Below are 25972 nucleotides of genomic sequence, written 5' to 3'. Positions count from 1 at the left end.
GGAGCTTCAAATGATCTCTATTCTGCGCCGTGGTCTGCTGGTGTTGCTGGCCGCTTTGCCTATGCTGGCCAACGCTGCGGCGACCCCCTCGGCCCATGATCTGGTGGAACGCACCACCAAGGAACTGCTGAGTGATCTCGCGACCAATCGTGAAGAGTACAAGTCCAACCCGAGCGCGTTCTACGATGCGCTGAACCGCATTGTGGGCCCGGTGGTGGATGCGGATGGCATTTCCAAAAGCATCATGACCGTCAAGTACTCGCGCAAGGCATCGCCTGAGCAAGTAAAGCGCTTCGAAGAGAACTTCAAGCGCAGCCTGATGCAGTTCTACGGAAACGCACTGCTTGAATTCAACAATCAGGGCATCACCGTTGCGCCAGCCAAGGATGAAGGCGACGACCGTACCAGCGTGGACATGCAGGTGAAGGGCTCCAACGGTGCCGTTTACCCGGTTTCCTACACGCTGGTGAAGCTGAACGGCGAGTGGAAAGTCCGTAACGTTGTGATCAACGGTATCAACATCGGCAAGCTGTTCCGTGATCAGTTCGCCGACGCCATGCAGCGTAATGGCAATAATCTGGACACCACGATCAACAACTGGGCGGGCGAGGTTGCCAAGACCAAGTCCACCGTTGACGCATCGCAGAAGCCGGCACAATGAGCGAGGCCGCTGTCCGTCTGGCCGGCCCGGGCGAGTTGAAGCTGATTGGGGTGCTGGATTACCGTACCGGACCGCAATTGCGCAAGCAGGGTGCGGCGCTGATCAAATCCGGTGACCTGCCCGAGCTGACGCTTGATTGTTCCGGTGTCGAGAAGTCCAGCAGTGTAGGATTGGCATTGCTGCTTGCTTTCATGCGCGATGCGCGAGATGCAGGCAAGTCGATTACAGTCCGCTCGCTGCCTGAAGACATGCGCCAGATAGCCCGTGTTTCAGGTCTTACCGAGCTACTGGACACCCACTGACAGGCATCATCGAGAAAGCCCTTTATCCGGGACCCGTTCGTCGGGCTTCGCATAACATGGGCTTTTTTGTATGATGGCCGACCCGCGCGCGTACAGCGCCGATCGAGGTTAAGCATGCAGGCTGTAGAAGTTAAAAGCTTCCTTGAAGGAAAGCTGCCGGAAATCAAGGTGGAAGTCGAAGGCGAAGGCTGTAACTTCCAGCTGAATATCATCAGTGACGAGTTGGCCGGCCTGAGCCCGGTCAAGCGTCAGCAGCAGATTTACACCCATCTGAACCCCTGGATTGCCGATGGCAGCATCCACGCGGTGACCATGAAATTTTTCAGCCGCGCTGCGTGGGCCGAGCGTACCTGAGCCAATTGGTGTCGAGACTCTAATGGATAAATTGATTATTACCGGCGGCGTTCGTCTTGATGGCGAAATTCGCATTTCCGGGGCAAAGAACTCTGCCCTGCCGATCCTTGCCGCCACGTTGCTGGCTGATGGGCCTGTCACCGTTCAGAACCTGCCCCACCTGCACGACATCACCACCATGATCGAGCTGTTCGGTCGCATGGGTATCGAGCCGGTGATCGACGAGAAACTCAGCGTCGAGATCGATGCTCGTACCATCAAGACCCTGGTGGCTCCGTACGAACTGGTGAAAACCATGCGTGCGTCGATTCTGGTGCTTGGGCCTATGGTCGCTCGCTTTGGCGAGGCCGAAGTGGCCCTGCCAGGCGGTTGTGCCATTGGCTCGCGTCCGGTCGACCTGCACATCCGTGGCCTCGAGGCCATGGGCGCGATCATTGATGTCGAAGGTGGTTACATCAAGGCCAAGGCCCCAGAGGGCGGTCTGCGCGGTGCGCACTTCTTCTTCGACACCGTGAGTGTGACCGGTACCGAAAACATCATGATGGCTGCCAGCCTCGCCAACGGCCGTAGCGTACTTCAGAACGCCGCTCGCGAGCCTGAGGTTGTCGACCTGGCGAACTTCCTGATCGCCATGGGTGCAAAAATTCACGGCGCAGGCACCGACACCATCACTATCGATGGCGTCAAGCGTCTGGGGTCAGCCACCTACAAGGTCATGCCTGACCGTATCGAGACCGGCACCTACCTGGTGGCCGCTGCCGTTACCGGTGGTCGCGTCAAGGTCAAGGACACCGATCCGACCATCCTCGAAGCAGTGCTGCTCAAGCTTCAGGAAGCCGGTGCCGAAGTCACGACCGGTGAAGACTGGATCGAGCTGAACATGCACGGCAAGCGTCCGAAGGCCGTCAACGTGCGCACTGCGCCTTATCCTGCGTTCCCAACCGACATGCAGGCGCAGTTCATCTCGCTCAATGCCATTGCCGAAGGCACGGGCGCGGTTATCGAGACCATTTTCGAAAACCGCTTCATGCACGTGTATGAAATGCACCGCATGGGCGCCCAGATCCAGGTCGAAGGCAACACTGCAATCGTGACCGGTACCGAAGTGCTCAAGGGCGCGCCAGTCATGGCGACCGACTTGCGTGCATCGGCCAGTCTGGTGATTTCTGCGCTGGTCGCTCAGGGCGACACGTTGATCGATCGCATTTACCATATAGACCGTGGTTACGAGTGCATCGAAGAGAAGCTGCAAATGCTGGGCGCCAAGATCCGCCGCGTTCCGGGCTAGCAACCTGCGGCCCTGATGCCAAAGGCATGGGGCCGCCTGTTCTGTCGCGGGTGTGATTTCTGATTCGTTTCACCTCGGACCTCGGGCCGAGGGTTGTCACGCGCCGTTTGCGTCGTGACAAAGGTTTCCTGATAAGGACTGACGTTTCCCATGTTGACCATCGCACTGTCCAAGGGCCGCATTCTTGACGACACCCTGCCGCTTCTCGCCGAAGCTGGCATCGTGCCGACCGAGAATCCGGACAAGAGCCGCAAGCTCATCATCCCCACGACTCAGGCTGACGTGCGTCTGCTGATCGTGCGTGCCACCGATGTGCCGACGTATGTCGAGCATGGTGCCGCCGACCTGGGCGTCGCGGGCAAGGATGTGTTGATGGAATACAACGGCCAGGGCCTGTATGAGCCGCTGGACCTGCAGATCGCCAAGTGCAGGCTCATGACTGCCGGTGCCATCGGCGCGGTGGAGCCCAAGGGGCGCCTGCGCGTGGCCACCAAGTTCGTTAATGTCGCCAAGCGTTACTACGCCGAGCAAGGGCGTCAGGTCGATATCATCAAGCTTTACGGCTCCATGGAGCTGGCACCGTTGATCGGTCTTGCAGACAAGATCATCGACGTGGTCGACACCGGCAATACCTTGCGGGCCAACGGTCTAGAGCCGCAGGAGCTGATCGCTCACATCAGCTCGCGGCTGGTCGTGAACAAGGCTTCCATGAAAATGCAGCACGCCCGCATCCAGGCCCTTATCGACACCTTGCGCAAGGCTGTCGAGTCTCGACACCGCAGCTGATCCCTCCACGCAACTTCGAGTTGCGTCCAGCTATCCGTGTCATAGCCAAATTTCTCAGGTGCCTGCGCGGATAGCTTGGTAGCTTTAGGCTCCTGAGCATCCGCCAATTATTGAGGCCCTGTTATGACCACTCCCACTGCAATTCGCCGACTCGATGCTGCTGACCCGGATTTCGCACGACATCTGGATCATCTGCTGAGCTGGGAGAGTGTGTCTGACGACTCGGTTAACCAGCGCGTGCTCGATATCATCAAGGCTGTGCGTGAGCGGGGCGATGCTGCGCTGGTCGAATTCACCCAGAAGTTCGACGGGCTGCAGGTTGCGTCGATGGCCGACCTGATTTTGCCGCGCGAACGTCTGGAACTGGCATTGACCCGCATCACACCGGTGCAGCGCGAAGCTCTTGAAAAGGCTGCGGAACGCGTGCGCAGCTACCACGAGAAGCAAAAGCAGGACTCCTGGAGCTACACCGAGGCCGATGGCACGGTACTGGGCCAGAAGGTCACGCCGCTCGATCGTGCAGGTCTTTATGTACCGGGAGGCAAGGCCTCTTACCCCTCGTCAGTGCTGATGAATGCCATCCCGGCGAAAGTTGCCGGTGTGACCGAAGTAGTGATGGTCGTGCCGACACCGCGTGGTGAAATCAACGAGTTGGTGCTGGCGGCAGCGTGCATCGCCGGTGTGGATCGCGTATTCACCATTGGTGGTGCGCAGGCCGTTGCGGCGTTGGCCTACGGTACTGAAAGCGTGCCGAAAGTCGACAAGGTCGTCGGCCCTGGCAATATCTATGTCGCCACGGCCAAGCGTCATGTATTCGGTCAGGTCGGTATCGACATGATCGCGGGCCCGTCCGAGATTCTAGTGGTGTGCGACGGTCAGACCGACCCTGACTGGATCGCCATGGACCTGTTTTCCCAAGCCGAGCACGACGAAGATGCCCAGGCCATTCTGGTCAGCCCGGATGCCGAGTTCCTCGACAAGGTAGCCGCCAGCATCACCCGGCTGTTGCCGACGATGGACCGGGCGGCGATTGTCGAAACCTCGATCAATGGCCGTGGCGCGCTGATCAAGGTGGCGGACATGGCGCAAGCCATCGAAGTGGCAAACCGTATCGCGCCTGAACACCTGGAGTTGTCCGTCGCCGACCCTGAAGCCTGGCTGCCGCATATTCGCCACGCGGGTGCGATCTTCATGGGGCGACACACCTCCGAGGCGCTGGGTGATTATTGCGCAGGCCCCAACCACGTGTTGCCGACCTCCGGCACAGCACGCTTCTCATCGCCACTGGGTGTGTATGATTTCCAGAAGCGCTCGTCGATCATCTATTGCTCGCCGCAGGGCGCCTCCGAGCTGGGCAAGACAGCGTCCGTACTGGCGCGTGGTGAGTCATTGAGCGGCCACGCCCGCAGCGCAGAATACCGAATCACTGACCCTGACTGGAAAGCTGGCAACATCGAGGACGGCAAATAATGAGTAAATTCTGGAGCCCTTTCGTCAGCAGTCTCGTGCCTTACGTGCCGGGCGAGCAACCGAAGCTGAGCAAGCTGGTCAAGCTCAACACCAACGAGAACCCCTACGGTCCGTCGCCCAAGGCTATCGAGGCCATGCGTGCGGTGCTGACCGACGAATTGCGTCTGTATCCCGACCCCAATAGCGACCTGCTCAAGCACGCTGTTGCCGGTTATTACGGCGTTCAGCCCAATCAGGTATTTCTCGGCAACGGCTCCGATGAGGTGCTGGCGCACATCTTTCACGCGTTGTTCCAGCACGACGCGCCGCTGCTGTTTCCGGACATCAGCTACAGCTTCTATCCGGTTTATTGCGGCCTGTATGGCATTGGTTACGAAACGGTGGCGCTGGACGAGCAGTTTCAGATCCGTGCTGAAGACTACGCCCGGCCGAACGCCGGGATCATTTTCCCCAACCCGAATGCACCCACCGGTTGCCTGCTGGGTCTGGACAAGGTCGAGCAGATCATCAAGGCCAGCCCGGACTCCGTGGTCGTCGTTGACGAAGCGTATATAGACTTCGGTGGCGAGACTGCGATCACGCTGGTCGATCGTTATCCCAATTTGCTGGTCACCCAGACCTTGTCCAAATCGCGCTCGCTGGCCGGTCTGCGCGTAGGTCTCGCGGTAGGGCATCCCGACCTGATAGAGGCGTTGGAGCGGGTCAAGAACAGCTTCAACTCGTACCCGCTGGACCGTATGGCCAACGCAGGTGGTGCGGCAGCTTTCGACGACCGCGAGCATTTCGAGTCAACGCGCAACAAGGTCATCGAAAGTCGTGAAGCGCTGGTCGAGCAGTTGCAGGACAAAGGCTTTGAAGTGTTGCCCTCGGCTGCCAACTTCATCTTCGCCCGCCATCCGCAACACGACGCTGCTGCGCTGGCTGCAAAGCTGCGCGAGCAGGGCGTGATCGTGCGCCACTTCAAGCAGCAACGTATTGCCCAGTTCCTGCGTATCAGCATTGGTACGCCAGAGCAGCATCAGGCTTTGCTGGAGGGCCTGAGCGGGATTTAAGGGGTAGCGCCGATCAGTCCTGAAACGGGGCCTTCAGGCTTCTGCCCGCTGGTTAGCGGGCAGAATCAAAAGCGGGTTTGTGCACAACACCAAGCGCGGAGCATGGGCTTCAGCCGCTAGCACATTACTCCGGCGCTTCTGCAGGGGTAGGCGCAGGCGGTGGACGCAGGCCGACTTCGGCGCTCAGGCGCATTTCCTTGCCGTTGCGCATCACGTCGATGGCAATCTTGTCCTTGGGCTTGGTGCGCGCCACCTGGTTCATGGAGCGGCGGCCGTCACCGGCGGGTTGGCCGTTGATGCTCAGGATCACGTCACCCAGCTGCAGCCCGGCCTTCTGCGCCGGTCCGTCGCGGAAGATGCCCGCCACTACAATGCCGGGGCGATCTTTCAATCCGAACGACTCGGCCAGCTCCGGCGTCAGTGGTTGAACTTCGATGCCCAGCCAGCCACGAATGACCTGGCCGTGTTCGATGATCGACTTCATGACATCCATCGCAAGCTTGGTCGGAATGGCAAAGCCGATACCCTGAGAACCACCCGATTTGGAAAAGATCGCAGTGTTGATGCCGATCAGGTTGCCGCTGGCGTCTACCAGGGCGCCGCCCGAGTTGCCGGGGTTGATGGCGGCGTCGGTCTGAATGAAGTCTTCGTAAGTGTTGAGGCCCAGTTGATTGCGCCCGGTAGCGCTGATGATGCCCATGGTCACAGTCTGGCCGACGCCGAACGGGTTGCCGATGGCCAGAGCGACATCACCGATGCGAATGCCGTCGGAGCGTGCGATGGTGATCGCTGGCAGGTTTTTCAGGTCAATCTTCAGTACCGCCAGATCGGTTTCCGGATCGCTGCCGATCACCCTGCCGACGGTTTCGCGGCCATCCTTGAGCGCCACCACAATCTGGTCGGCACCGGTGGTCACATGGTTGTTGGTCAGGATATAGCCTTCGGGACTCATCATCACGCCAGAGCCGAGGCTTGACTCCATACGCTTCTGCTTGGGCGTGTTATCGCCGAAGAAGCGCCGGAACTGTGGGTCTTCGAACAGAGGGTTATTGCCTTTGTTCACCATCTTGGTGGTATAGAGGTTGACCACTGCCGGTGCTGCGGCGATTACCGCATCGGCATATGAAGACGGACCTTGCATGACATTGGTGGTCTGTGGCGCCTGCTGAAGATTGACGTCCAGGCTCGGCAGGCCGACCCATTGAGGATAGCGCTGAATAATCAGCAGGGCGATAAGCACGCCGGCCAGCAATGGCCAGCCGAAAAAGCGCAGTGCCTTGAGCATTGAACAAGTCCTGATGGTTGCGGGCGCAGAAAGTTTAGCCACGGGTGCGCCATAATGGCGGGCATTATACGAGTACAACGCAGCTCTGAACTGCATATTTAGGAGTCTTTTATGGCTGTTGCTCTCAGCACTCTGGTCGAAGAAGCCGACCGCTATCTGAACAGCGCCCGGATTCAGGATTACTGCCCCAACGGTCTTCAGGTCGAGGGGCGCCCGCAGGTCATGCGCATCGTCAGTGGCGTGACGGCCAGCCAGGCATTGCTGGACGCCGCGGTCGACGCCCAGGCGGATCTGATCCTGGTCCATCACGGTTATTTCTGGAAGGGCGAAAACCCCTGTGTCGTCGGCATGAAACAGCGTCGCCTGAAGACCTTGCTCAAGCACGACATCAGTCTGCTGGCCTATCACCTGCCGCTGGATGTGCATCCTGAGGTGGGCAATAACGTGCAACTCGCCCGTCAGCTGGACATTACGGTCGAAGGGCCGCTTGATCCGGAAAACGCGCGCGTTGTCGGGCTGGTCGGTTCCTTGGCAGAGCCCATGACCCCGCGTGATTTCGCCCGTCGTGTACAGGATGCGCTGGGGCGCGAGCCGTTACTTGTGGAGGGCAGCCCGATGGTTCGTCGTGTCGGCTGGTGCACCGGAGGCGGGCAGGGCTATATCGATCAGGCGGTGCTGGAGGGCGTGGACCTTTTTCTCAGTGGCGAAGCGTCGGAGCAGACCTTTCACAGTGCTCGGGAAAACGACATCAGTTTTATCGCCGCCGGTCATCACGCTACTGAGCGCTATGGTGTTCAGGCGCTGGGGGATTATCTGGCCCGCCGTTTCGCCCTGGAGCATATCTTCATCGACTGCCCGAACCCGATCTGACTGATCAATCAGCGGGGCATATGCATAGATCGTTTCGATCTAGATGCATCGCTGAATAGCGATATCACGCATGTTAAAGTGCCCGGCTCGAATACGGCCCGCAGGCCGCCCCGGTTTTCCGGCCCATAACGAACGTGAGTAGCCATGGTTGACAAACTGACGCATCTGAAACAGCTGGAGGCGGAAAGCATCCACATCATCCGCGAGGTCGCCGCCGAGTTCGATAACCCGGTGATGCTGTACTCGATCGGCAAGGATTCGGCCGTGATGCTGCACTTGGCGCGCAAGGCATTCTTCCCAGGCAAACTGCCGTTTCCGGTCATGCACGTCGATACACGCTGGAAATTCCAGGAGATGTATCGCTTCCGTGACCAGATGGTCGAAGAGATGGGCCTGGACCTGATCACCCATATCAACCCCGACGGCGTGGCGCAGGGTATCAACCCGTTCACCCACGGCAGTGCCAAGCACACCGACATCATGAAGACCGAGGGCCTCAAGCAGGCGCTGGACAAGCATGGTTTCGACGCCGCATTCGGCGGTGCACGTCGCGACGAAGAGAAGTCCCGGGCCAAAGAGCGCGTTTATTCGTTCCGTGACAGCAAGCACCGTTGGGACCCTAAAAACCAGCGTCCCGAGCTGTGGAATGTTTATAACGGCAACGTCAACAAGGGCGAGTCGATCCGTGTGTTCCCGCTGTCCAACTGGACCGAGCTGGATATCTGGCAGTACATCTACCTCGAAGGTATCCCGATCGTGCCGCTGTATTTCGCCGCCGAACGCGATGTGATCGAGAAGAACGGCACGCTGATCATGATCGACGACGATCGGATCCTCGAGCATCTGACCGATGAAGAGAAGTCGCGCATCGTCAAGAAAAAGGTCCGCTTCCGTACGCTGGGCTGCTACCCGCTGACCGGTGCAGTCGAGTCCGATGCGACCAGCCTGACCGATATCATCCAGGAAATGCTGCTGACGCGAACTTCCGAACGCCAGGGCCGGGTCATTGACCATGACGGCGCCGGCTCGATGGAAGAAAAGAAACGTCAGGGTTATTTCTAAGGAGGATGTCACATGTCGCATCAATCTGATTTGATCAGCGAGGACATCCTCGCCTATCTGGGCCAGCACGAACGCAAGGAAATGCTGCGCTTTCTAACCTGTGGCAACGTCGATGACGGCAAGAGCACGCTGATCGGGCGTCTGCTGCACGACTCGAAGATGATCTACGAAGATCACCTGGAAGCCATTACCCGTGACTCGAAGAAGTCCGGCACTACCGGCGACGATGTCGATCTGGCGTTGCTGGTGGATGGCCTGCAGGCCGAGCGGGAGCAGGGCATCACTATCGATGTGGCTTATCGCTATTTCTCCACGGCGAAGCGCAAGTTCATCATTGCCGACACGCCCGGCCACGAGCAATACACCCGCAACATGGCCACCGGCGCGTCGACCTGCGACCTGGCGATCATCCTCGTGGATGCGCGCTATGGCGTGCAGACCCAGACGCGTCGTCACAGCTATATCGCGTCGCTGCTGGGCATCAAGCACATCGTCGTGGCCATCAACAAGATGGACCTCAACGGCTTCGATGAAAGCGTATTCGAGTCGATCAAGGCTGATTACCTGAAGTTCGCTGAAGGCATCGCCTTCAAGCCGACCACGATGGCCTTTGTGCCGATGTCGGCGCTTAAAGGCGACAACGTGGTGAACAAGAGCGAACGGTCGCCTTGGTATACCGGTCAGTCGCTGATGGAAATCCTTGAAACCGTCGAAATCGCCAACGACCGTAACTACACCGACCTGCGCTTCCCGGTGCAGTACGTCAACCGCCCGAACCTCAATTTCCGTGGTTTCGCCGGCACGCTCGCCAGCGGCATCGTGCACAAGGGCGACGAGATCGTGGTGCTGCCTTCAGGCAAAAGCAGCCGCGTGAAGTCCATTGTCACGTTCGAAGGCGAGCTGGAGCAGGCGGGGCCGGGTCAAGCCGTGACGCTGACCATGGAAGACGAAATCGATATTTCTCGCGGCGACCTGTTGGTGCATGCCGACAATGTCCCGCAGGTCAGCGATGCGTTCGACGCCATGCTGGTATGGATGGCTGAAGAACCGATGCTGCCGGGCAAGAAATACGACATCAAGCGCGCTACCAGCTATGTGCCGGGCTCTATTGCCAGCATCACCCATCGGGTCGATGTGAACACGCTGGCAGAAGGCCCTGCCAGCTCGTTGCAGTTGAACGAGATCGGTCGTGTCAAAGTCAGCCTGGACGCGCCTATCGCGCTGGATGGTTACAGCAGCAACCGCACCACGGGCTCGTTTATCGTTATCGATCGCCTGACCAATGGCACTGTCGCGGCAGGCATGATCATCGCCAAGCCTGTGTCGGGCGGCGGTTCGCAGCATCATGGCGAGCTGGCTCACGTTTCTACCGAGGAGCGTGCACAGCGTTTCGGTCAGCAGCCAGCCACCGTGCTGTTCAGTGGCCTGTCCGGCGCGGGCAAAAGCACGCTGGCGTACGCGGTCGAGCGCAAGCTGTTCGACATGGGCCGTGCGGTGTTCGTGCTGGACGGCCAGAACCTGCGTCATGACCTGAACAAGGGCTTGCCGCAGGATCGCGCCGGTCGTACCGAAAACTGGAGCCGTGCCGCCCACGTGGCGCGTCAGTTCAATGAAGCGGGGCTGCTGACACTGGCTGCCTTTGTCGCGCCGGATGCCGAGGGGCGCGAGCGTGCCAAGGCGCTGATCGGCAAGGATCGTCTGATCACCGTTTATGTTCAGGCATCCCCGACTGTCTGCCGTGAACGTGACCCGCAAGGCCTGTACGCTGCTGATGGCGACAACATTCCTGGTGAGTCCTTCCCGTATGACGTGCCACTGAATGCCGATCTGGTGGTCGATACGCAGACACTCAGCGTGGAAGAAAGCGTCAGGCAGGTGCTGGACCTGCTGCGTAACCGCGGCGCGATCTAGTTCTGCCGGTTGACAGGCCGGTAGTCTCTAGCGTCTGTACTGGCGCCTTGGCGAGCAAGCTCACTCCTACACACAATCTTGTGGGAGTGGGCTTGGCGACGAACTGCTGTAGGAGCGGACTTGTCCGCGAATTGCCGGGAATCGGCAGCAACATCGGTGTCTACGGCACATCAGGCACAACCAAGGTGGCTCGTTTCAGGGCCGCTTCGCAGCCCATCGCAGCCGTCGTAACCTCCTGAAGTTCCCACGCCCTGCGTACAGCAGCCGATGCAGTTTTTACTTCCACAAAAAAGCCCGTCGCAGGTGTTCTCTGCGGCGGGCTTTTGCGTTGCGGTAACGCTTACTTTTTCAAACCGTAATGCTCGTCGAGCATGCCAGGAGAATTAGGCGACTTAGGCGCGTAATCCTTCGGCGTTTCGGTATCGCGCGGAGGGGTCAGGCGGTCGCGATGATCGCGGTGCGCATGATTGGCCTCTGGGTGCAGGGCTGCGAGCAGGCGCTGGCGTGTCAGCTCGTCAAGCGCCAGGCGGTTGGCGCCCTCGGCAAGGTGTTCCTGAACATCCTGATAGCTCTGCGAAAGCTTTTGCACCAGGTTGGCCGTGCTGTTGAAATGCGTGACTACCTCGTTCTGATAGGTATCGAAACGTTCCTGAATGTTGTCCAGCTGGCGCTGGGTGCTGTTCGGAACGGTGTTGGGCAGCAGGCGTGCCACCAGGAAACCAATGACGACACCTGCCACCAGGGCGAGTGTCGGCAACAACCAGACTAAGAGCGAGTGTTCCACGAGTCCTTCCTCTATAAACGGCTTTGCTTTACGTTAACGGCTCGAACCTGCGCTGTATACCCGCGACGTGTCGTTGATATGCAAGTCGCAGACAATCAGCTAGACGAGTCGACCCATTTCGAGGTCACGGAGTTCTGTTTTGCTCATGCGTGAAACCCCATTATTTATCGATGGCCCAGAAGGCCAGCTCGAAGCGCTGTATCAGGATGTGCCCGACGCTCGAGGCGTTGCGCTGATCTGTCATCCTAACCCGATCCAGGGCGGAACGATGCTCAATAAAGTCGTGTCGACGTTGCAGCGTACCGCACGGGACCAGGGCCTTATCACGTTACGCTTCAATTATCGCGGCGTGGGTGCCAGTGCCGGTACCTCGGTTGCCGGGCCTGGCGAGATCGATGATGCTCAGGCCGCAGCTCAATGGTTAAGAGCGCAACACCCTGATCTGCCAATGACGCTGTTCGGCTTTTCGTTCGGCGGTTATGTTGCCGCAAATCTGGGCGGAAGGCTCGAGGCGCAGGGTGAAAAACTGACGCACCTGTTTCTGATTGCGGCAGCGGCCTCACGGCTCGAGGATCAAAGTGTGCTGCCACAGACCTGCCCGCTGACGATCATTCAGCCAGAGGCTGATGAAGTCATTGACCCTGAAACGGTTTATGCGTGGTCTGCCGCGTTGCAGCGCCCCCATGAGCTGCTGAAAGTGGCAGAATGCGGACACTTTTTTCACGGCAAGCTGACTGATCTGAAAGATCTGCTCTTGCCGCGACTTCCCAACTGATTGCAGCCCGTATTGCATCCTTTAGATAAGCGACCTGCCATGACCACTCGTATCCTGACCGGTATCACGACCACCGGCACTCCCCATCTGGGCAACTACGCGGGCGCGATTCGCCCGGCTATCGTTGCCAGTCGCCAGAGTGATTTCGATTCGTTCTATTTCCTGGCCGATTACCACGCGCTGATCAAGTGCGATGACCCGTTGCGCATTCAGCGTTCGCGTCTGGAAATCGCAGCGACCTGGCTGGCAGCCGGTCTTGATGTTGATCGCGTAACCTTCTATCGCCAGTCGGACATTCCGGAAATTCCGGAACTGACCTGGCTGCTCACCTGTGTGGCGGCCAAGGGCCTGCTCAACCGCGCCCATGCTTACAAGGCCTCGGTAGACAAGAACGTGGAAGGCGGCGAAGACCCGGACGCGGGCATCACCATGGGCCTTTACAGCTATCCGGTGCTGATGGCCGCCGACATTCTGATGTTCAATGCGCATCAGGTTCCGGTGGGTCGCGACCAGATCCAGCATGTGGAAATGGCCCGTGACATCGGTCAGCGCTTCAACCACCTGTTCGGCAATGGCAAAGAGTTCTTCGTCATGCCCGAAGCGCTGATCGAGGAGAGCGTTGCCACGCTGCCGGGGCTGGATGGGCGCAAGATGTCCAAGAGCTACGACAACACCATTCCGTTGTTCAGCAGCGCCAAGGAGATGAAAAACGCTATCTCGCGCATCGTCACTGACTCGCGCGCGCCCGGCGAAGCGAAGGACCCGGACAACTCCCACCTGTTTACCCTGTATGAGGCGTTCTCGACGCCCGAGCAGTGCGCCGGGTTCCGTTCCGACCTGTTGCAGGGCCTGGGGTGGGGTGAGGCGAAGAATCGCCTGTTCACCCTGCTCGATGCGCAGTTGAGCGAAGCGCGTGAGAACTACCTGAGGCTGATCGAACGCCCGGCTGACCTCGAAGACATCCTGCTCGCCGGTGCCCAGAAAGCCCGTAGCGTTGCTACCCCGTTCCTTGAGGAGTTGCGTGAGGCCGTTGGCCTGCGCTCGTTTCGTACCGTCGTGCAGAACGCCGACACCGGCAAGAAAAAAACCGCCAAGGGCGCTCGTTTCGTCAGCTTCCGTGAAGACGACGGCAGCTTCCGTTTTCGCCTGTTGGCGGCTGATGGCGAGCAGTTGCTGTTGTCGCGCAATTTCGCAGACGGCAAGGCTGCCGGCCTTGTCAGCAAGCAACTGCAGCAGGGAGGTGAGCTCGACCTGCGCAGTGAAAACGACCGTTTTACCCTGTGGCTGGATGGCGAATGTGTGGCCGATAGCCCGGTATTCGCCGATGCTGCTGCGCGTGACAACGCCATTCAGACCCTCAAGCTGGCACTCGCTCCTCAACAGGACTGATTGCCAATCCCTGGGGTCGTCGCTACAGTGACGACCCGTTTTTGTTGCCCTGCTAACGAATATGACGCCCCTAGAACGATATCAAGCTGATCTGAAACGCCCGGACTTCTTCCATGATGCCGCGCAGGAAAACGCCGTGCGTCATCTGCAGCGCCTGTACGACGATCTGGTCGCCGCTCACGACAGCAAGCCTGGCCTGTTCGGCAAGCTGTTCGGCAAGAAAGAGCCGACTCTGGTAAAAGGCCTGTATTTCTGGGGTGGCGTGGGTCGCGGCAAGACGTATCTGGTTGATACGTTCTTCGAAGCGCTGCCATTCAAGGAGAAGGTCCGTACCCACTTCCACCGTTTCATGAAGCGCGTACACGAAGAGATGAAGACCCTCAAGGGCGAGAAAAACCCGCTGACGATCATCGCCAGGCGTTTTTCCGACGAGGCGCGAGTCATCTGCTTTGACGAGTTCTTTGTCTCCGACATCACTGACGCCATGATTCTCGGCACGCTGATGGAAGAACTGTTCAAAAATGGCGTGACGCTGGTGGCAACGTCCAACATCGTTCCCGATGGTCTGTACAAGGACGGCCTGCAACGTGCGCGTTTTCTGCCGGCCATTGCGCTGATCAAGCAGAACACCGATATCGTCAACGTCGACAGCGGTGTCGACTATCGTCTGCGTCACCTCGAGCAGGCCGAGCTGTTCCACTTCCCGCTCAATGAGGCCGCGCAGGAAAGCATGCGCAAGAGCTTCAAGGCGCTGACGCCGGATTGCGCCGAGACCATCGAAAACGATGTGCTGATGATCGAAAATCGCGAGATTCGCGCCCTGCGCACTTGTGACGACGTTGCGTGGTTCGATTTTCGCGAGCTGTGCGACGGCCCTCGTAGCCAAAACGATTACATCGAGCTGGGCAAGATATTCCACGCCGTGCTGCTCAGCGGTGTCGAGCAGATGGACGTTGCCACCGATGACATCGCCCGACGCTTCATCAACATGGTCGACGAGTTCTACGATCGCAACGTCAAGCTGATCATCTCGGCTGAAGTCGAGCTGAAGGACCTGTACACCGGCGGTCGATTGATGTTCGAGTTCCAGCGCACGCTCAGCCGTCTGCTGGAAATGCAGTCCCACGAGTTCCTCTCGCGGGCGCACAGGGCCTGAATCGCCGTAAGAGATCTGGCTAAGGCTTCTCGCTCACAGCGTGAAGCCTGGGGCTCTCGAACTGCTGCCGGTACTGATTGGGTGACAGCCCGGTGTGCTGGCGGAACAGGCGCGCGAAGAAGCTGGCGTCGTCATAGCCCACCTCATAGCTGATGGTCTTGATGCTCTTTCGAGTGCCTGACAACAACCCTTTTGCCGTTTCTATTCTCAGTCTTTGCAGGTAATGCAGCGGCTTGTCACCTGTTGCAGTCTGGAAGCGGCGCATGAAATTGCGAATGCTCATGCCGTGCTCGCGGGCCACGTCTTCAAAGCGGAACTTGTCGGCGAAGTGGTCTTCGAGCCAGTGCTGGATCTGCAGAATCACGACATCCTGATGCAGCTTCTGCCCGCCAAAGCCGATCCGGCCGGGCGAGTAGGTGCGGCGCACTTCATAAAGAATATCCCGGGCTACAGCCTGAGCGACGTTGGCACCGCAGAATCGCTCGATCAGGTAAATATACAGGTCGCAGGCTGATGTGGTTCCGCCTGCGCAGTACACGTTGTCTGCGTCAGTCAGGTGTTTATCATGGTTGAGCAGCACGTTGGGGTAGCGCTCGGCGAATGCACTGAAGAAGCGCCAATAGGTCGTGGCTTCCTTGCCATCCAGCAGCCCGGCCTCGGCGAGCCAGTAGACCCCCGTGGCCTCGCCGCATATCACAGCACCGTTGGCATGCTGTTCGCGCAGCCAGGGCAGTACCTGCGGATAGCGCTGGCACAGCGTGTCGAAGTCGTCCCAGAACGCCGGGATGACGATTATGTCGCTCTGGCAAAGCGCGCCGTCGACCGGCAGCGTTACGTCGCTGAAACTGTTGACAGGCTGGCCGTCCGGGCTGATCAGGCGCGTTTCAAAGGCGGGTATCAGGCCATGGCCCAATTGCTTGCTGTAGCGCAGGCTGGCCAGATGGAAGAAGTCCTTGGCCTGCATGACGGTCGACGCGAACATCTTGTCGGTGGTCAGGATGCTGACGCGGCGCAGAGGGGTGGCGTGTCGGATCGGCATAATCGTTATTCTTATATGGGTAAATGGTCAAGCAGCGGCTGGATCGTCTTATTTTTTGCCAGGCGTGTCCAGTGGCCTCACGGTGCGGCCCTTGCGGATCTGCGATGATGGCCTTGTGCTAATCCGGGGAATATCCGCCAATAACCACCTCGTGGGCAATAAACAGAGTGTGAACAAAAAATCCGGTTGAGGTTATTTTCGCAGTCTGTATAATCCGCCAGCTCTTTGCAGTGGAAGTGATGCGCCGTCTGCCGAAGAATCTTGCCGTATAACGGACGCGCTGACCCGAGCCCCCGATAGCGTCTGTTTCCGGCTGCCTTTGACTTGTCAAAGTACGCACTATTCAGTAAGATCCGCCGTCTAATTTTCAGGGCGGCCCCTGAGGCTATAAAGAATGAAAACTTTTACTGCTAAACCGGAAACAGTTAAGCGCGACTGGTTCGTCGTCGACGCTGCTGGTCAGACCCTGGGTCGTCTGGCCACCGAAATCGCGAGCCGTCTGCGTGGCAAGCACAAACCGGAATACACTCCGCACGTTGACACCGGCGACTACATCGTCGTGATCAATGCCGAGCAGATCCGCGTTACTGGTGCCAAGACCACCGACAAGATCTACTACTCACACTCCGGTTTTCCGGGCGGGATCAAGTCGATCAACTTCGAAAAGCTGATCGCCAAAGCTCCTGAGCGCGTGATCGAGACCGCGGTCAAAGGCATGCTGCCTAAAAACCCGCTGGGTCGCGACATGTATCGTAAGCTGAAAGTCTATGCGGGCGCTGTACACCCTCATACTGCTCAGCAGCCCCAAGAACTGAAGTTTTAACGGAATAGTTCATTATGTCGGCGACTCAAAATTACGGCACTGGCCGTCGCAAGACCGCAACCGCTCGCGTTTTCCTGCGTCCGGGTACTGGTAACATCTCGATCAACAACCGCTCCCTGGACAACTTCTTCGGCCGCGAAACTGCCCGCATGGTAGTTCGTCAGCCCCTGGAATTGACCGAGACCGTTGAAAAGTTCGACATCTACGTCACCGTTATCGGTGGCGGCGTAAGTGGTCAGGCTGGCGCAATCCGCCACGGTATCACTCGCGCTCTGATGCAGTACGACGAGACGCTGCGCGGTGCTCTGCGTAAAGCAGGCTTCGTGACTCGCGATGCTCGTGAAGTTGAACGTAAGAAAGTCGGTCTGCGTAAGGCGCGTAAGCGTCCGCAGTACTCGAAGCGTTAATTCGCTCTTCGTTCAAGAAAGAACGTCCAGCCCTTCGCGGGGCTGGGCGTTTTTTTATGGGTGTAATTTTTACTGGTCAGGTATTTCCAAGGTGGGCGTTCAACGTGGATATTGCGATGTTTATGCGCCTGTCGACGAAGATTAAAGAATTTACTTCGCTAAATGAGCTATCTTGTCGCCCGCGACGAACACCTGTCCTGTTGCGTTCATTATCGGAGGCGCCCATGAGGCGCGTTCGTTCGTCTGTCCGATAAATTTTAACAAGCGAGGAGGATCGCCATGGGCGTGACCAACCGGTTGGCCTGTTACTCCGACCCCGCCGACCACTATTCCCATCGCGTGCGCATCGTGCTCGCGGAGAAAGGTGTCAGCGCCGAAATCATTGAGGTTGTTGCAGGTCGGCACCCGCCGCAGCTCATTGAAGTCAATCCGTACGGCAGCGTACCTACCCTGGTCGATCGTGACCTGGCGTTGTACGAGTCGACGGTGGTGATGGAATACCTGGATGAGCGTTATCCGCATCCACCCTTGTTGCCTGTCTATCCTGTCACTCGTGCCAACAGCCGTCTGTTGATCCATCGCATTCAGCGTGACTGGTGCGGTCTTGTCGACCTGATTCTCGACTCGCGCAGCAAAGAGCCGGCCCGTGTTCAGGCGCGCAAGGAGCTGCGTGAAAGTCTGGCGGGGGTTTCCCCGCTGTTTGCGGAAAAAGCTTTTTTCATGAGCGACGAGCTAAGTCTTGTTGACTGCTGTCTACTCCCCATACTCTGGCGTTTGCCGATTTTGGGTATTGAACTGCCGCGGCCTGCCAAGCCGTTGCTTGATTACATGGAGCGCCAATTTGCGCGTGAGGCTTTTCAGGCGAGTCTGTCTGCTGCCGAACGTGAAATGCGCTAAGGCTTAAGGAGCCGTTAATGAACTCCAGTCGCCCTTATCTTGTTCGCGCTCTCTATGAGTGGATCGTCGATAACGATTGCACCCCGCATGTGCTGGTCAATGCGGAGTATCCCGCTGTGCAGGTCCCGCAGGGGTTTGCCAATGATGGTCAGATTGTCCTGAACGTGTCGCCCAGTGCAGTGCGTCATCTGCACATGGATAACGAAGCTGTCAGCTTTGAAGGCCGCTTCGGCGGCGTGCCGCATACGCTTTTCGTGCCGGTTGCCGCCATTCTGGGTATTTATGCCCGGGAGAATGGGCAGGGCATGGTTTTCGATCTGGAGCCTTCCATGGAAGAGGCTGATGATGTCGAGATCGAAGACGATACGCCGCCAGACAGCGAGCCGCCGCGTCCAAGCGGCAGGCCGAGTCTGAAAGTGGTGAAATAAAAAAAGGCGATCCTCGGATCGCCTTTTTCACGTCTGCCTTTTGGGCGTCAGTCGATGTACTCGAACAGTTTGACGATCTTTTGCACGCCGGAAACGCCCTGTACAAGGTTGGCGGCGCGATTGGCTTCGTCCTGGGTCACCAGGCCCAGCAGGAATACGATACCGTTCTCGGTCACCACTTTGATGCGTGAGCCGGGGATCGATGCATCGGCGATCATCTCGGCTTTGATCTTGGTGGTCAGCCAGGCATCGTTGTTACGTGCCAGCAAGGACGACGGCGCCATGACCTGAAGTTCATTGTTGACCTTCTTGACGCGCTGGACTGAGCTGGCGGCCTGTTCGGCCATGGCCTTGAGGTCAGCTCGCGGTGTCTGGCCGGCGAGCAGCACGATGCCGTTGAAGCTGGTCACGACGATGTGCGAGCCCTCGGCCAGGTCCGGGTTGGCCTTGGAGATGTTGACTGCTGCTTTGGTTTCGATCAGTGAGTCATCGATCTTGCTGCCAAAGGTACGCGTGCCGCGATCGTCTTCGATCGGTTTGTCGCGTGAGGCCGTGATCACCGAACTGCATCCGGTGATGCTGAGGCACAGTGTCAGAACCAGTAGGCTGAGACGATTAGGGGTCATTCTTCACTCCCGAACAGTTGGCTGTCGATCAAATCGCAGAGGCAATGGATCGCCAGCAGATGGACTTCTTGTATACGTGCTGTGACGTTGGCCGGTACGCGTATTTCTACATCCTCGGGCAGCAGCAGCGAGGCCATTCCGCCGCCGTCGCGTCCCGTCAATGCTACGACAATCATTTCACGATCATGTGCGGCCTGGATGGCCTGAATAATATTCGCCGAATTGCCGCTGGTGGAAATCGCCAGCAACACATCGCCCGGCTGACCCAGTGCGCGGATCTGTTTGGAGAAGATTTCGTTGTAGCTGTAATCGTTGGCGATCGAGGTGATCGTCGAGCTGTCGGTGGTCAGTGCGATGGCAGGCAGGCTGGGCCGCTCGCGCTCGAAGCGGTTGAGCAGTTCCGAGGAAAAATGCTGCGCATCGCCCGCCGAGCCGCCGTTGCCGCACGCGAGCATCTTGCCTTCATTGAGCAGGGCATTGACCATCACCTGGCTGGCTTGCTCGATAAAGGGTGCAAGGACTTCCATCGACTGTTGCTTGGTTTCGATGCTGGCCTGAAACAGCCGGCGAATTCGGGATTGCATGTCCATCAATGTGACCTTATTAGAGCGTACGGCGGCGGGGCGGACGCGCCGGGCTCTCCCGGACGCTATCCGGCACACACGGTGTGCAGCCGGCAAAACAAATAGCGAAATCAATGAAGGTAAAAGCCTGGCACATGTCGTCAGCGCGTTCAGGCTGCCGTGCGTCGAGCATGTCAGCTGTCGAACGCGCTTTTGATCCAGTTCAACGGTGCAGCATTGCCAGGGTCGCCCTCAATGGCGATCACATCGAAACGACAGGGATGGCTGGCCCAGCCTGGTGCATGTTGAAGAAAAAGCTGCGCGGCGATGACGAGTTTACCTTGCTTGCGAAAATCGACGCTTTCCGTCGCGCCGCCCCATCCGGAATGGCGGCGGTAGCGAACTTCGACGAATACTACTGTATCGCCATCAAGCATGACCAGATCAAGCTCGCCGCGTGTGCACAACCAGTTTTGTTCGATGAGGCGCAGACCCTGCTGTTGCAGATACTGCAGGGCGTAGGCTTCTGCCTCGCGCCCTGCTTGCTGGCGGGTGCCGCGTTGCATCAAGGGGCTGTGTCCGGCAGGCGCTGGATTTTGCCGTCCACGAACTCTGCCCAAGGCAGTTGGCGTTCGATGCGACGATCCGGGTTCATGCTCAGGCTGCCGGACAGGCCGTCGATGCGGCTCTCTGGCATTGCCTTGAGCTGGCCAAGGCGCGGAGCCAGACGATAGGCGTCGATGCCCATTGCATAGAGGCGACCGAGGCTGCCCGCTGCTTGTGGCCATTGAGCGGTGACCTGCTGGCGCAGCGGGTCATCGGCATTGAGCAACCAGGGCGTTTCGCAGAAGCGCACACCGTTGAGGTCCATGTACTGCGCGTGATCATTGCTGTTGGTGAACAGGTGCGAAGTGGCGTAGACCGGAACATCACCGGCGTACTGGAAGACCATGGTCGGTTTGATCTGTTGCGCTTGCTGGGGTGTTGCGGCAAGGAACATGAAGTCGATGTCCTGGCGACGGCTTGGCTGAGCGGCAACCTGAGTGCCAGCTGTGCTTTGCAGGCGCTGGGCACGGCCTTCGCTGTTGCGCAGCTGGAACAGGTCGGCAACCTGTTGGGCCAGCTCTACAGGCTGATCAACGTGCTCGGCAGCGATCAGGGTGCCGCCTTTGGCCTGCCAGCTCTTGCGGAACGCATCCAGAACGCGGTCGCCCCATTCACCCTTCGGCACCATCGCAACGGCGCTGCGCTTGCCATCAGCCCAGGCACGACGGGCCACTTCGCGTGCTTCGTCTTCGGCGGCGAGGCCGAACTGATACAGCTGCGCAGGGCCTTCGGTGCTGGTGTCGCTGTAATTCAGGGCGAGGGTGGTAATCGGCAGTTGCTGGCGGCTGTTCAGTTGTTTGACGAGATTCTTTTCCAGCGGGCCGACGACCAGTTGCGCGCCTGCGGCCTGAGCCTGACGGTAGAACTCATCCATGGACGTGACGCGCGAGCTGTCAAAGACCTGGATGGCGGGCGGATTCTCTCCGGCCTGCTGCGCCTGGAAGTGCGCCGCCATGAAGCCTTCACGAAGCGCCTTGGCAACCGCTGCCAGTTGGCCATCCTGCGGCAGCAGTAACGCTATTTTAGTAATTGGCTCGCTGGTCAGGGCGCGCAGTTTCGCAAGTGCGGTGGGCAATTGCAGTGCGGCGGGGTGTTTCGGGTTTTGCGCTTTCCAGTTGTCGATGGCGGTTTGCTGTTGCTCCAGCGTGCCAGCGCCTTTGATCGAGCGTGCAAGGTTCAGCCAGCCGCCCAGGTCGTCGGTTGCTGTGCTTTGCAGCTGGTCGGCTGGAAGGGCGGAGACCAGTGTCCAGATCGCGTCGTTGTTCGCGCTGGCGTCCGCGCCTTGCAGGAGCGGGCCTGCATAGACCCGCTCATGAACGGCCGCCAGCATCTGGTTATCGGCTTCCAGTGCGCGGGCTTTGACCATGTGTGTGCGAACCTGCTGCTCGACCGACAGTTCACCCAGGCGCTGCATGCTTGGGTGATTCAGCGCTGTCAGTGCCGCTTTGGGTTGATTGCGGCCCATCGCCAGTTCGGCGGACAGCGTGCTGGCATACACCTGAAGGCCGGGTTTGAGCTGATCGAGTTGTACCTGTCCGAGGATTTGCGCAGCGCGTCCTGCGTCATTCTGGCGGCTGGCCAGGTCGGCGGCACTCAAGCGCAGCGTTGCGGCCTGCTCGGGTGTTTTGGCGCTGGCGGCCTGATCGAGCAATTGCTCGATGCTGGCGTCAGGAGTACGAGGCAGCTCGCCAAGGCTGGACGAGGGCGAGCTGGCACACGCTGCTAGGAGGGCAGCGAGGCAGAGGGCAGAGAGCAGCCGCAGACAAGCGATCATTGGTATGTTCCTGAGACTCGAGCGAATTAACGGAGAATTGTACCCAAGCGCCGGCCGGGGTGCGACGTCGAAGGTGTTTAAAGCCATGATATTGGCCGCGTTAAGGTCATCTGTCGGCCAAATCGTTCAATTCGAGAGGGATGCCGTACTCCACGGTTGGACGTAATCATGTTTTCATTCCCTTTTTATCGGCATCCCTGGTGCGCGAACCGTTGATATGGGCCGCAGCCTGTACAATGCTTTTTTCCAGGCACTGTCCCGTCCTGAATAAGGTTTACACCTTCTGAACTTTCCTCAGGAGGACTCAATGGATTCGGGTAAAAGGCGCAGCCAGCGCGATTACACGCTAGCCTTTAAATTATCGGTCGTAGATCAAGTTGAAAAAGGCGAGTTGAGTTATAAAGAAGCCCAACGACGCTATGGCATCCAAGGCCGGTCGACGGTGCTGGTCTGGTTACGAAAGCACGGTCGACAGGATTGGAGCCAAGGCGCATCAATTCGAGAGCAGAGGAGCAGGTCCATGACCGAGCCAACCCTCCCGCCGACACCCGAGCAGCGGATTAAAGAGCTTGAAGAACAGCTGGCGCTGAGCAACCAGAAGGCTCAGTTCTTTGAAGCCGTCGTCAACGTTCTGAAAAATGACTACGGCGTTTCTGTCGTAAAAAAGCGACCCGGCAAGTCCTCTCGCAAGGGCAAATCCAAGACCTGAGCATTACCAGGGCTTGCCTGTTCATGGGGATTTCGCGCCAAGCGTATTACAAGCGTAATCGCGCTTTTGACGCGAGGGTCTGCCGAGACCAAGAGGTGGTGGACTTCGTTTTGGAAAAGCGGCGTCGCCAGCCCAGGCTGGGAACGCGCAAGCTGCACTACTTGATGAGCGTCGAAGCTCCTGCGTCGTTGTGCGTGGGTAGAGATCGTATGTTTACCATCCTTCGTGATGCGCGCGAGCTGGTTCCGCGCAAACGGGCTTATCACAAGACCACTCATAGCCATCATCGCTTCCGTCGCCACCCCAACCTGCTCAAAGCAGGTCCGCAACAAGTCGTGGCCCATGGACCCGAACAGGTCTGGGTTGCAGACATAACTTACCTGCCTACGCAGGAAAGCGTGGCCTACATGAGCCTTGTAACAGATGCGTACTCACGCAAGATCGTTGGCCATCACGTGCATGAAAGCCTGCATGCCCAATCGGTGATAAAGGCACTGGAAAAAGCGGTAGGAGAGCGAAAAACCGATCAGATGCTGATTCATCATTCAGATCGCGGCGTCCAGTACTGTTCCGATCTCTATCAGCAGCTGCATACCAGGCATGGAATCCGGTGCTCGATGACGGATGGCTATGACTGCTATCAGAACGCTATGGCCGAGCGAGTAAACGGGATTTTGAAGACCGAGTTTCTACTCCGTCGCCCTAAAGACTTGGCAGATGCAGTGAAAATGGTTGATGAATCAGTGCAGATCTACAATGGGGAGCGGCCACACTTAGCTCTGAAATACAAAACGCCCGATGCGGTGCATCGGGCATTTTGAGCGTGAAACAGGTGTAAACCTATTTCAGGACTAGACACACCCAGCTTTAACATATGAGGTTTGCGTTTTGACTGTTCCGGTTGTTTCGAATTCCACTCCGGGTTCGCTTTATGTTGTGGCGACTCCTATCGGCAATCTGGACGATATGAGCGTGCGAGCGCTGAAGGTGTTGCGTGAAGTTGCGCTGATCGCGGCAGAAGACACGCGTCACTCTGCGCGTCTGATGCAGCACTTCGGGATATCAACGCCTTTGGCTGCCTGCCACGAGCATAACGAACGGGACGAGGGTAGCCGGTTCATCACTCGCCTGCTGGCGGGCGACGATATCGCGCTGATTTCCGATGCTGGAACGCCCCTGATCTCTGATCCCGGGTATCACCTTGTGCGCCAGGCACGTGCCGCGGGCGTGCCGGTGGTTCCGGTGCCGGGTGCCTGTGCCCTGATTGCAGCGCTTTCGGCGGCTGGTCTGCCTTCTGATCGCTTCATATTCGAAGGCTTTCTTCCAGCCAAGGCCGTGGGTCGCAGGGCAAAGCTCGAGAAGGTGAAGGAAGAGCCGCGTACACTTATTTATTACGAAGCGCCGCACCGGATCCTGGAATGCCTGCAGGATATGGAGCTGGTCTTCGGCGCCGACCGTCATGCACTGCTGGCTCGTGAAATAACCAAAACTTTCGAAACACTCAAGGGTCTGCCTTTGGGTGAGCTGCGCGCATTCGTCGAGAGCGACAGCAATCAGCAGCGCGGCGAATGCGTTGTTCTGGTGGCTGGCTGGACGCAGCCGGAAGAAGACGATGTGGTAGGGGCGGAGGCCCGCCGGGTTCTGGGTTTATTGCTCGAAGAGATGCCGCTGAAGCGGGCTGCCGCGTTGGCTGCCGAGATCACCGGTGTGCGCAAGAACCTGCTCTATCAGGTGGCGCTGGAGGCTCAAAAGGGCTGACGAGCTGTTCCTGGAAGGGCTGGAGGTACTATTAAAGCTTGTTCTCGAAGGCGTGTGCCGCTAACCTTGTCGGCGGAGAGTCGATTGGACAGTCGCTGCCTCTTGTTGTTCCGCAACAAGGGGGGGAGGAAAGTCCGGGCTCCATAGGGCGGAGTGCCAGGTAACACCTGGGAGGCGCGAGCCTACGGAAAGTGCCACAGAAAATAACCGCCTAAGCACTTCGGTGCCGGTAAGGGTGAAAAGGTGCGGTAAGAGCGCACCGCACGTCTGGCAACAGTTCGTGGCAAGGTAAACCCCACTCGGAGCAAGACCAAATAGGGTTCCTAGGCGTGGCCCGCGCTGGAACCGGGTAGGTTGCTAAAGACGTCCAGTGATGGCCGTCGTAGAGGAATGACTGTCCTCGACAGAACCCGGCTTACAGATCGACTCTCCACCTTTTTCATACCCTCCGCTTTTCAGCAGCAAATCCCCTTCGTAATACCAAAAAAATCTTACAGCTCATAAATCACATTAACTTCGAGCCGCAATGGTTTGAGCTGTGTGGGATTAATCCGTCAGAACCTTCGTGAAATTACCCTTTCTCGTCCGATACCGCTTCTAAATCTCCGAAATGTAAGGGTTTTCCTTAAGACCGTGCCTTGACGGTGTGGCAGGCGGGTTCCTATAGTGTGCGCAAGTGGCAGAAAGTGGCACGAAGTGGGTTTTTTTAGCGCAAAAAGCTAATATTCGGAGAATGCGCCTGTGTTCCGTGGTGCCAACGCAATCAATCTCGATGCCAAGGGCCGTCTCGCTATGCCGAGTCGGTACCGTGACGAGTTGGATTCGCGTAGCGCGGGGCAAATGATCGTGACCATCGATGCTGTAGACCCATGCCTGTGCCTCTATCCGCTGTCCGAATGGGAGCTGATAGAGGCAAAACTTCGTGATCTGGCGACGTTTCGTGAAGAGAACCGTCGGCTGCAGCGGCTTTTGATTGGTAATGCTGTCGACCTGGAGCTGGACGGCAGCGGGCGTTTTCTGGTGCCTCCGCGCTTGCGCGAGTACGCGCGGCTGGACAAGCGCGTGATGTTGGTAGGCCAACTCAACAAGTTTCAACTGTGGGATGAGGACGCCTGGAACGCTCTTGCTGATGCTGACCTGGCTGCCATTCAAAAACCTGGCGCGATGCCCGACGAATTACGTGACTTGATCCTGTGA

General features: G+C 58.3%; 27 protein-coding genes and 1 other RNA gene. 21 read left to right on the top strand and 7 right to left on the bottom strand.

Translation table 11 applies throughout. The features are described from left to right. Positions 1 to 10: 10 nt before the first annotated feature. From I9H09_RS19550 to hisC, 7 genes are all read left to right on the top strand, one after another. Positions 11 to 661: an MlaC/ttg2D family ABC transporter substrate-binding protein gene (locus I9H09_RS19550; protein ID WP_005889061.1), complete on the top strand. Its 651-nt coding sequence runs from the start codon at positions 11 to 13 to the stop codon at positions 659 to 661. Beyond that, positions 658 to 963 (top strand): STAS domain-containing protein, encoded by a 306-nt coding sequence (locus I9H09_RS19545; RefSeq protein WP_005889063.1) that lies wholly within the window; start codon positions 658 to 660, stop codon positions 961 to 963. Before I9H09_RS19550 ends, I9H09_RS19545 begins: the two co-directional genes overlap by 4 nt. Positions 964 to 1077: 114 nt before the next feature. Further along, positions 1078 to 1317, top strand: a complete 240-nt coding sequence (locus tag I9H09_RS19540) for a BolA family protein (protein ID WP_005889065.1) — start codon at positions 1078 to 1080, stop codon at positions 1315 to 1317. A gap of 22 nt (positions 1318 to 1339) precedes the next feature. Next, a complete protein-coding gene (gene murA, locus I9H09_RS19535; protein WP_005889067.1) occupies positions 1340 to 2605 on the top strand; it encodes a UDP-N-acetylglucosamine 1-carboxyvinyltransferase in 1266 nt (421 codons plus the stop codon). Positions 2606 to 2755: 150 nt separating this feature from the next. Continuing rightward, on the top strand, positions 2756 to 3391 hold the full coding sequence (gene hisG / locus I9H09_RS19530) for an ATP phosphoribosyltransferase (RefSeq protein WP_122347394.1): 636 nt from the start codon (positions 2756 to 2758) through the stop codon (positions 3389 to 3391). A gap of 123 nt (positions 3392 to 3514) precedes the next feature. Then, positions 3515 to 4861, top strand: coding sequence for a histidinol dehydrogenase (gene hisD / locus I9H09_RS19525; RefSeq protein WP_024668802.1), 1347 nt, complete (start codon positions 3515 to 3517; stop codon positions 4859 to 4861). Continuing rightward, positions 4861 to 5913, top strand: a complete 1053-nt coding sequence (gene hisC / locus I9H09_RS19520; RefSeq protein WP_122347393.1) for a histidinol-phosphate transaminase — start codon at positions 4861 to 4863, stop codon at positions 5911 to 5913. The genes hisD and hisC overlap by 1 nt, the downstream gene beginning before the upstream one ends. A 124-nt stretch (positions 5914 to 6037) precedes the next feature. Here the strand turns inward: hisC and algW are convergent, their stop codons facing one another. Then, positions 6038 to 7198 (bottom strand): Do family serine endopeptidase AlgW, encoded by a 1161-nt coding sequence (algW, locus tag I9H09_RS19515; RefSeq protein WP_005889072.1) that lies wholly within the window; start codon positions 7196 to 7198, stop codon positions 6038 to 6040. Positions 7199 to 7309: 111 nt separating this feature from the next. On the opposite strand from algW, the gene I9H09_RS19510 reads away from it, so the two are divergent. The 3 genes from I9H09_RS19510 (at position 7310) to cysN (ending at position 11041) form a co-directional block, all read left to right on the top strand. Continuing rightward, positions 7310 to 8068, top strand: coding sequence for a Nif3-like dinuclear metal center hexameric protein (locus I9H09_RS19510; protein WP_005889073.1), 759 nt, complete (start codon positions 7310 to 7312; stop codon positions 8066 to 8068). Between the two features lie 144 nt (positions 8069 to 8212). Beyond that, on the top strand, positions 8213 to 9130 hold the full coding sequence (cysD, locus tag I9H09_RS19505) for a sulfate adenylyltransferase subunit CysD (RefSeq protein ID WP_005889074.1): 918 nt from the start codon (positions 8213 to 8215) through the stop codon (positions 9128 to 9130). 12 nt (positions 9131 to 9142) lie between these two features. Beyond that, positions 9143 to 11041, top strand: coding sequence for a sulfate adenylyltransferase subunit CysN (gene cysN, locus I9H09_RS19500; protein ID WP_055003479.1), 1899 nt, complete (start codon positions 9143 to 9145; stop codon positions 11039 to 11041). Between the two features lie 340 nt (positions 11042 to 11381). Here the strand turns inward: cysN and I9H09_RS19495 are convergent, their stop codons facing one another. Then, positions 11382 to 11825 (bottom strand): Z-ring associated ZapG family protein, encoded by a 444-nt coding sequence (locus I9H09_RS19495; RefSeq protein WP_005890140.1) that lies wholly within the window; start codon positions 11823 to 11825, stop codon positions 11382 to 11384. A gap of 145 nt (positions 11826 to 11970) precedes the next feature. On the opposite strand from I9H09_RS19495, the gene I9H09_RS19490 reads away from it, so the two are divergent. The 3 genes from I9H09_RS19490 (at position 11971) to zapE (ending at position 15145) form a co-directional block, all read left to right on the top strand. Beyond that, positions 11971 to 12600 (top strand): alpha/beta hydrolase, encoded by a 630-nt coding sequence (locus I9H09_RS19490; RefSeq protein ID WP_005890141.1) that lies wholly within the window; start codon positions 11971 to 11973, stop codon positions 12598 to 12600. 39 nt (positions 12601 to 12639) lie between these two features. Next, the gene (locus tag I9H09_RS19485; protein ID WP_122347392.1) at positions 12640 to 13989 is read left to right on the top strand and encodes a tryptophan--tRNA ligase; all 1350 of its coding nucleotides are present in this window, start codon (positions 12640 to 12642) and stop codon (positions 13987 to 13989) included. Positions 13990 to 14050: 61 nt separating this feature from the next. Beyond that, positions 14051 to 15145 carry a cell division protein ZapE gene (zapE, locus tag I9H09_RS19480; RefSeq protein WP_005890143.1) on the top strand — a complete coding sequence of 365 codons (1095 nt, stop codon included), beginning with the start codon at positions 14051 to 14053 and terminating at the stop codon, positions 15143 to 15145. 19 nt (positions 15146 to 15164) lie between these two features. Here zapE and I9H09_RS19475 read toward each other — a convergent pair whose 3' ends face one another. Beyond that, positions 15165 to 16085 (bottom strand): GlxA family transcriptional regulator, encoded by a 921-nt coding sequence (locus tag I9H09_RS19475; protein ID WP_162234344.1) that lies wholly within the window; start codon positions 16083 to 16085, stop codon positions 15165 to 15167. A 493-nt stretch (positions 16086 to 16578) separates the two neighbouring features. Here I9H09_RS19475 and rplM point away from each other — a divergent pair, with 493 nt between their 5' ends. From rplM to I9H09_RS19455, 4 genes are all read left to right on the top strand, one after another. Then, entirely contained in the window at positions 16579 to 17007 is a 429-nt protein-coding gene (gene rplM, locus I9H09_RS19470) for a 50S ribosomal protein L13 (RefSeq protein WP_002555065.1), read from the top strand. Between the two features lie 14 nt (positions 17008 to 17021). Then, positions 17022 to 17414, top strand: a complete 393-nt coding sequence (gene rpsI, locus I9H09_RS19465) for a 30S ribosomal protein S9 (RefSeq protein ID WP_002555064.1) — start codon at positions 17022 to 17024, stop codon at positions 17412 to 17414. A 279-nt stretch (positions 17415 to 17693) separates the two neighbouring features. Continuing rightward, positions 17694 to 18311 (top strand): glutathione S-transferase N-terminal domain-containing protein, encoded by a 618-nt coding sequence (locus I9H09_RS19460; protein ID WP_005890147.1) that lies wholly within the window; start codon positions 17694 to 17696, stop codon positions 18309 to 18311. A gap of 17 nt (positions 18312 to 18328) precedes the next feature. After that, positions 18329 to 18739, top strand: coding sequence for a ClpXP protease specificity-enhancing factor (locus I9H09_RS19455; protein WP_005890148.1), 411 nt, complete (start codon positions 18329 to 18331; stop codon positions 18737 to 18739). 47 nt (positions 18740 to 18786) lie between these two features. Here the strand turns inward: I9H09_RS19455 and I9H09_RS19450 are convergent, their stop codons facing one another. From I9H09_RS19450 to I9H09_RS19435, 4 genes are all read right to left on the bottom strand, one after another. Then, positions 18787 to 19365 carry a BON domain-containing protein gene (locus I9H09_RS19450; RefSeq protein WP_005890149.1) on the bottom strand — a complete coding sequence of 193 codons (579 nt, stop codon included), beginning with the start codon at positions 19363 to 19365 and terminating at the stop codon, positions 18787 to 18789. Then, a complete protein-coding gene (locus tag I9H09_RS19445; protein WP_024668808.1) occupies positions 19362 to 19955 on the bottom strand; it encodes a phosphoheptose isomerase in 594 nt (197 codons plus the stop codon). Before I9H09_RS19445 ends, I9H09_RS19450 begins: the two co-directional genes overlap by 4 nt. Before the next feature lie 167 nt (positions 19956 to 20122). Beyond that, positions 20123 to 20494, bottom strand: coding sequence for a YraN family protein (locus tag I9H09_RS19440; RefSeq protein WP_005890153.1), 372 nt, complete (start codon positions 20492 to 20494; stop codon positions 20123 to 20125). Beyond that, on the bottom strand, positions 20494 to 22308 hold the full coding sequence (locus tag I9H09_RS19435; protein WP_024691042.1) for a penicillin-binding protein activator: 1815 nt from the start codon (positions 22306 to 22308) through the stop codon (positions 20494 to 20496). Before I9H09_RS19435 ends, I9H09_RS19440 begins: the two co-directional genes overlap by 1 nt. A gap of 307 nt (positions 22309 to 22615) precedes the next feature. Between I9H09_RS19435 and I9H09_RS19430 the strand changes: the two genes are divergently transcribed. The 4 genes from I9H09_RS19430 (at position 22616) to mraZ (ending at position 25972) form a co-directional block, all read left to right on the top strand. After that, positions 22616 to 23838 (top strand): IS3 family transposase gene (locus tag I9H09_RS19430; RefSeq protein ID WP_183136713.1). Its coding sequence is split into 2 segments (ribosomal slippage): positions 22616 to 22967 and positions 22967 to 23838, totalling 1224 coding nucleotides; the frame shifts between segments, so codons are not numbered across the junction. Between the two features lie 67 nt (positions 23839 to 23905). Then, positions 23906 to 24775, top strand: coding sequence for a 16S rRNA (cytidine(1402)-2'-O)-methyltransferase (rsmI, locus tag I9H09_RS19425; RefSeq protein ID WP_024668811.1), 870 nt, complete (start codon positions 23906 to 23908; stop codon positions 24773 to 24775). Between the two features lie 76 nt (positions 24776 to 24851). Then, positions 24852 to 25209: RNase P RNA component class A (gene rnpB, locus I9H09_RS19420), an RNA gene on the top strand. 307 nt (positions 25210 to 25516) lie between these two features. Continuing rightward, positions 25517 to 25972: a division/cell wall cluster transcriptional repressor MraZ gene (mraZ, locus tag I9H09_RS19415; RefSeq protein ID WP_005620303.1), complete on the top strand. Its 456-nt coding sequence runs from the start codon at positions 25517 to 25519 to the stop codon at positions 25970 to 25972.

It is taken from the genome of Pseudomonas tremae (genome assembly GCF_023278125.1).
In the GTDB taxonomy this organism is placed as follows: domain Bacteria; phylum Pseudomonadota; class Gammaproteobacteria; order Pseudomonadales; family Pseudomonadaceae; genus Aquipseudomonas; species Aquipseudomonas tremae.
This window is presented reverse-complemented; position numbering and strand designations above follow the sequence as displayed.

Coding starts and splice junctions, on each gene's coding strand:
- I9H09_RS19550 (WP_005889061.1), top strand. CDS start 11: ATGATCTCTATTCTGCGCCGTGGTCTGCTGGTGTTGCTGGCCGCTTTG.
- I9H09_RS19545 (WP_005889063.1), top strand. CDS start 658: ATGAGCGAGGCCGCTGTCCGTCTGGCCGGCCCGGGCGAGTTGAAGCTG.
- I9H09_RS19540 (WP_005889065.1), top strand. CDS start 1,078: ATGCAGGCTGTAGAAGTTAAAAGCTTCCTTGAAGGAAAGCTGCCGGAA.
- murA (WP_005889067.1), top strand. CDS start 1,340: ATGGATAAATTGATTATTACCGGCGGCGTTCGTCTTGATGGCGAAATT.
- hisG (WP_122347394.1), top strand. CDS start 2,756: ATGTTGACCATCGCACTGTCCAAGGGCCGCATTCTTGACGACACCCTG.
- hisD (WP_024668802.1), top strand. CDS start 3,515: ATGACCACTCCCACTGCAATTCGCCGACTCGATGCTGCTGACCCGGAT.
- hisC (WP_122347393.1), top strand. CDS start 4,861: ATGAGTAAATTCTGGAGCCCTTTCGTCAGCAGTCTCGTGCCTTACGTG.
- algW (WP_005889072.1), bottom strand. CDS start 7,198: ATGCTCAAGGCACTGCGCTTTTTCGGCTGGCCATTGCTGGCCGGCGTG.
- I9H09_RS19510 (WP_005889073.1), top strand. CDS start 7,310: ATGGCTGTTGCTCTCAGCACTCTGGTCGAAGAAGCCGACCGCTATCTG.
- cysD (WP_005889074.1), top strand. CDS start 8,213: ATGGTTGACAAACTGACGCATCTGAAACAGCTGGAGGCGGAAAGCATC.
- cysN (WP_055003479.1), top strand. CDS start 9,143: ATGTCGCATCAATCTGATTTGATCAGCGAGGACATCCTCGCCTATCTG.
- I9H09_RS19490 (WP_005890141.1), top strand. CDS start 11,971: ATGCGTGAAACCCCATTATTTATCGATGGCCCAGAAGGCCAGCTCGAA.
- I9H09_RS19485 (WP_122347392.1), top strand. CDS start 12,640: ATGACCACTCGTATCCTGACCGGTATCACGACCACCGGCACTCCCCAT.
- zapE (WP_005890143.1), top strand. CDS start 14,051: ATGACGCCCCTAGAACGATATCAAGCTGATCTGAAACGCCCGGACTTC.
- rplM (WP_002555065.1), top strand. CDS start 16,579: ATGAAAACTTTTACTGCTAAACCGGAAACAGTTAAGCGCGACTGGTTC.
- rpsI (WP_002555064.1), top strand. CDS start 17,022: ATGTCGGCGACTCAAAATTACGGCACTGGCCGTCGCAAGACCGCAACC.
- I9H09_RS19460 (WP_005890147.1), top strand. CDS start 17,694: ATGGGCGTGACCAACCGGTTGGCCTGTTACTCCGACCCCGCCGACCAC.
- I9H09_RS19455 (WP_005890148.1), top strand. CDS start 18,329: ATGAACTCCAGTCGCCCTTATCTTGTTCGCGCTCTCTATGAGTGGATC.
- I9H09_RS19450 (WP_005890149.1), bottom strand. CDS start 19,365: ATGACCCCTAATCGTCTCAGCCTACTGGTTCTGACACTGTGCCTCAGC.
- I9H09_RS19445 (WP_024668808.1), bottom strand. CDS start 19,955: ATGGACATGCAATCCCGAATTCGCCGGCTGTTTCAGGCCAGCATCGAA.
- I9H09_RS19440 (WP_005890153.1), bottom strand. CDS start 20,494: ATGCAACGCGGCACCCGCCAGCAAGCAGGGCGCGAGGCAGAAGCCTAC.
- I9H09_RS19435 (WP_024691042.1), bottom strand. CDS start 22,308: ATGATCGCTTGTCTGCGGCTGCTCTCTGCCCTCTGCCTCGCTGCCCTC.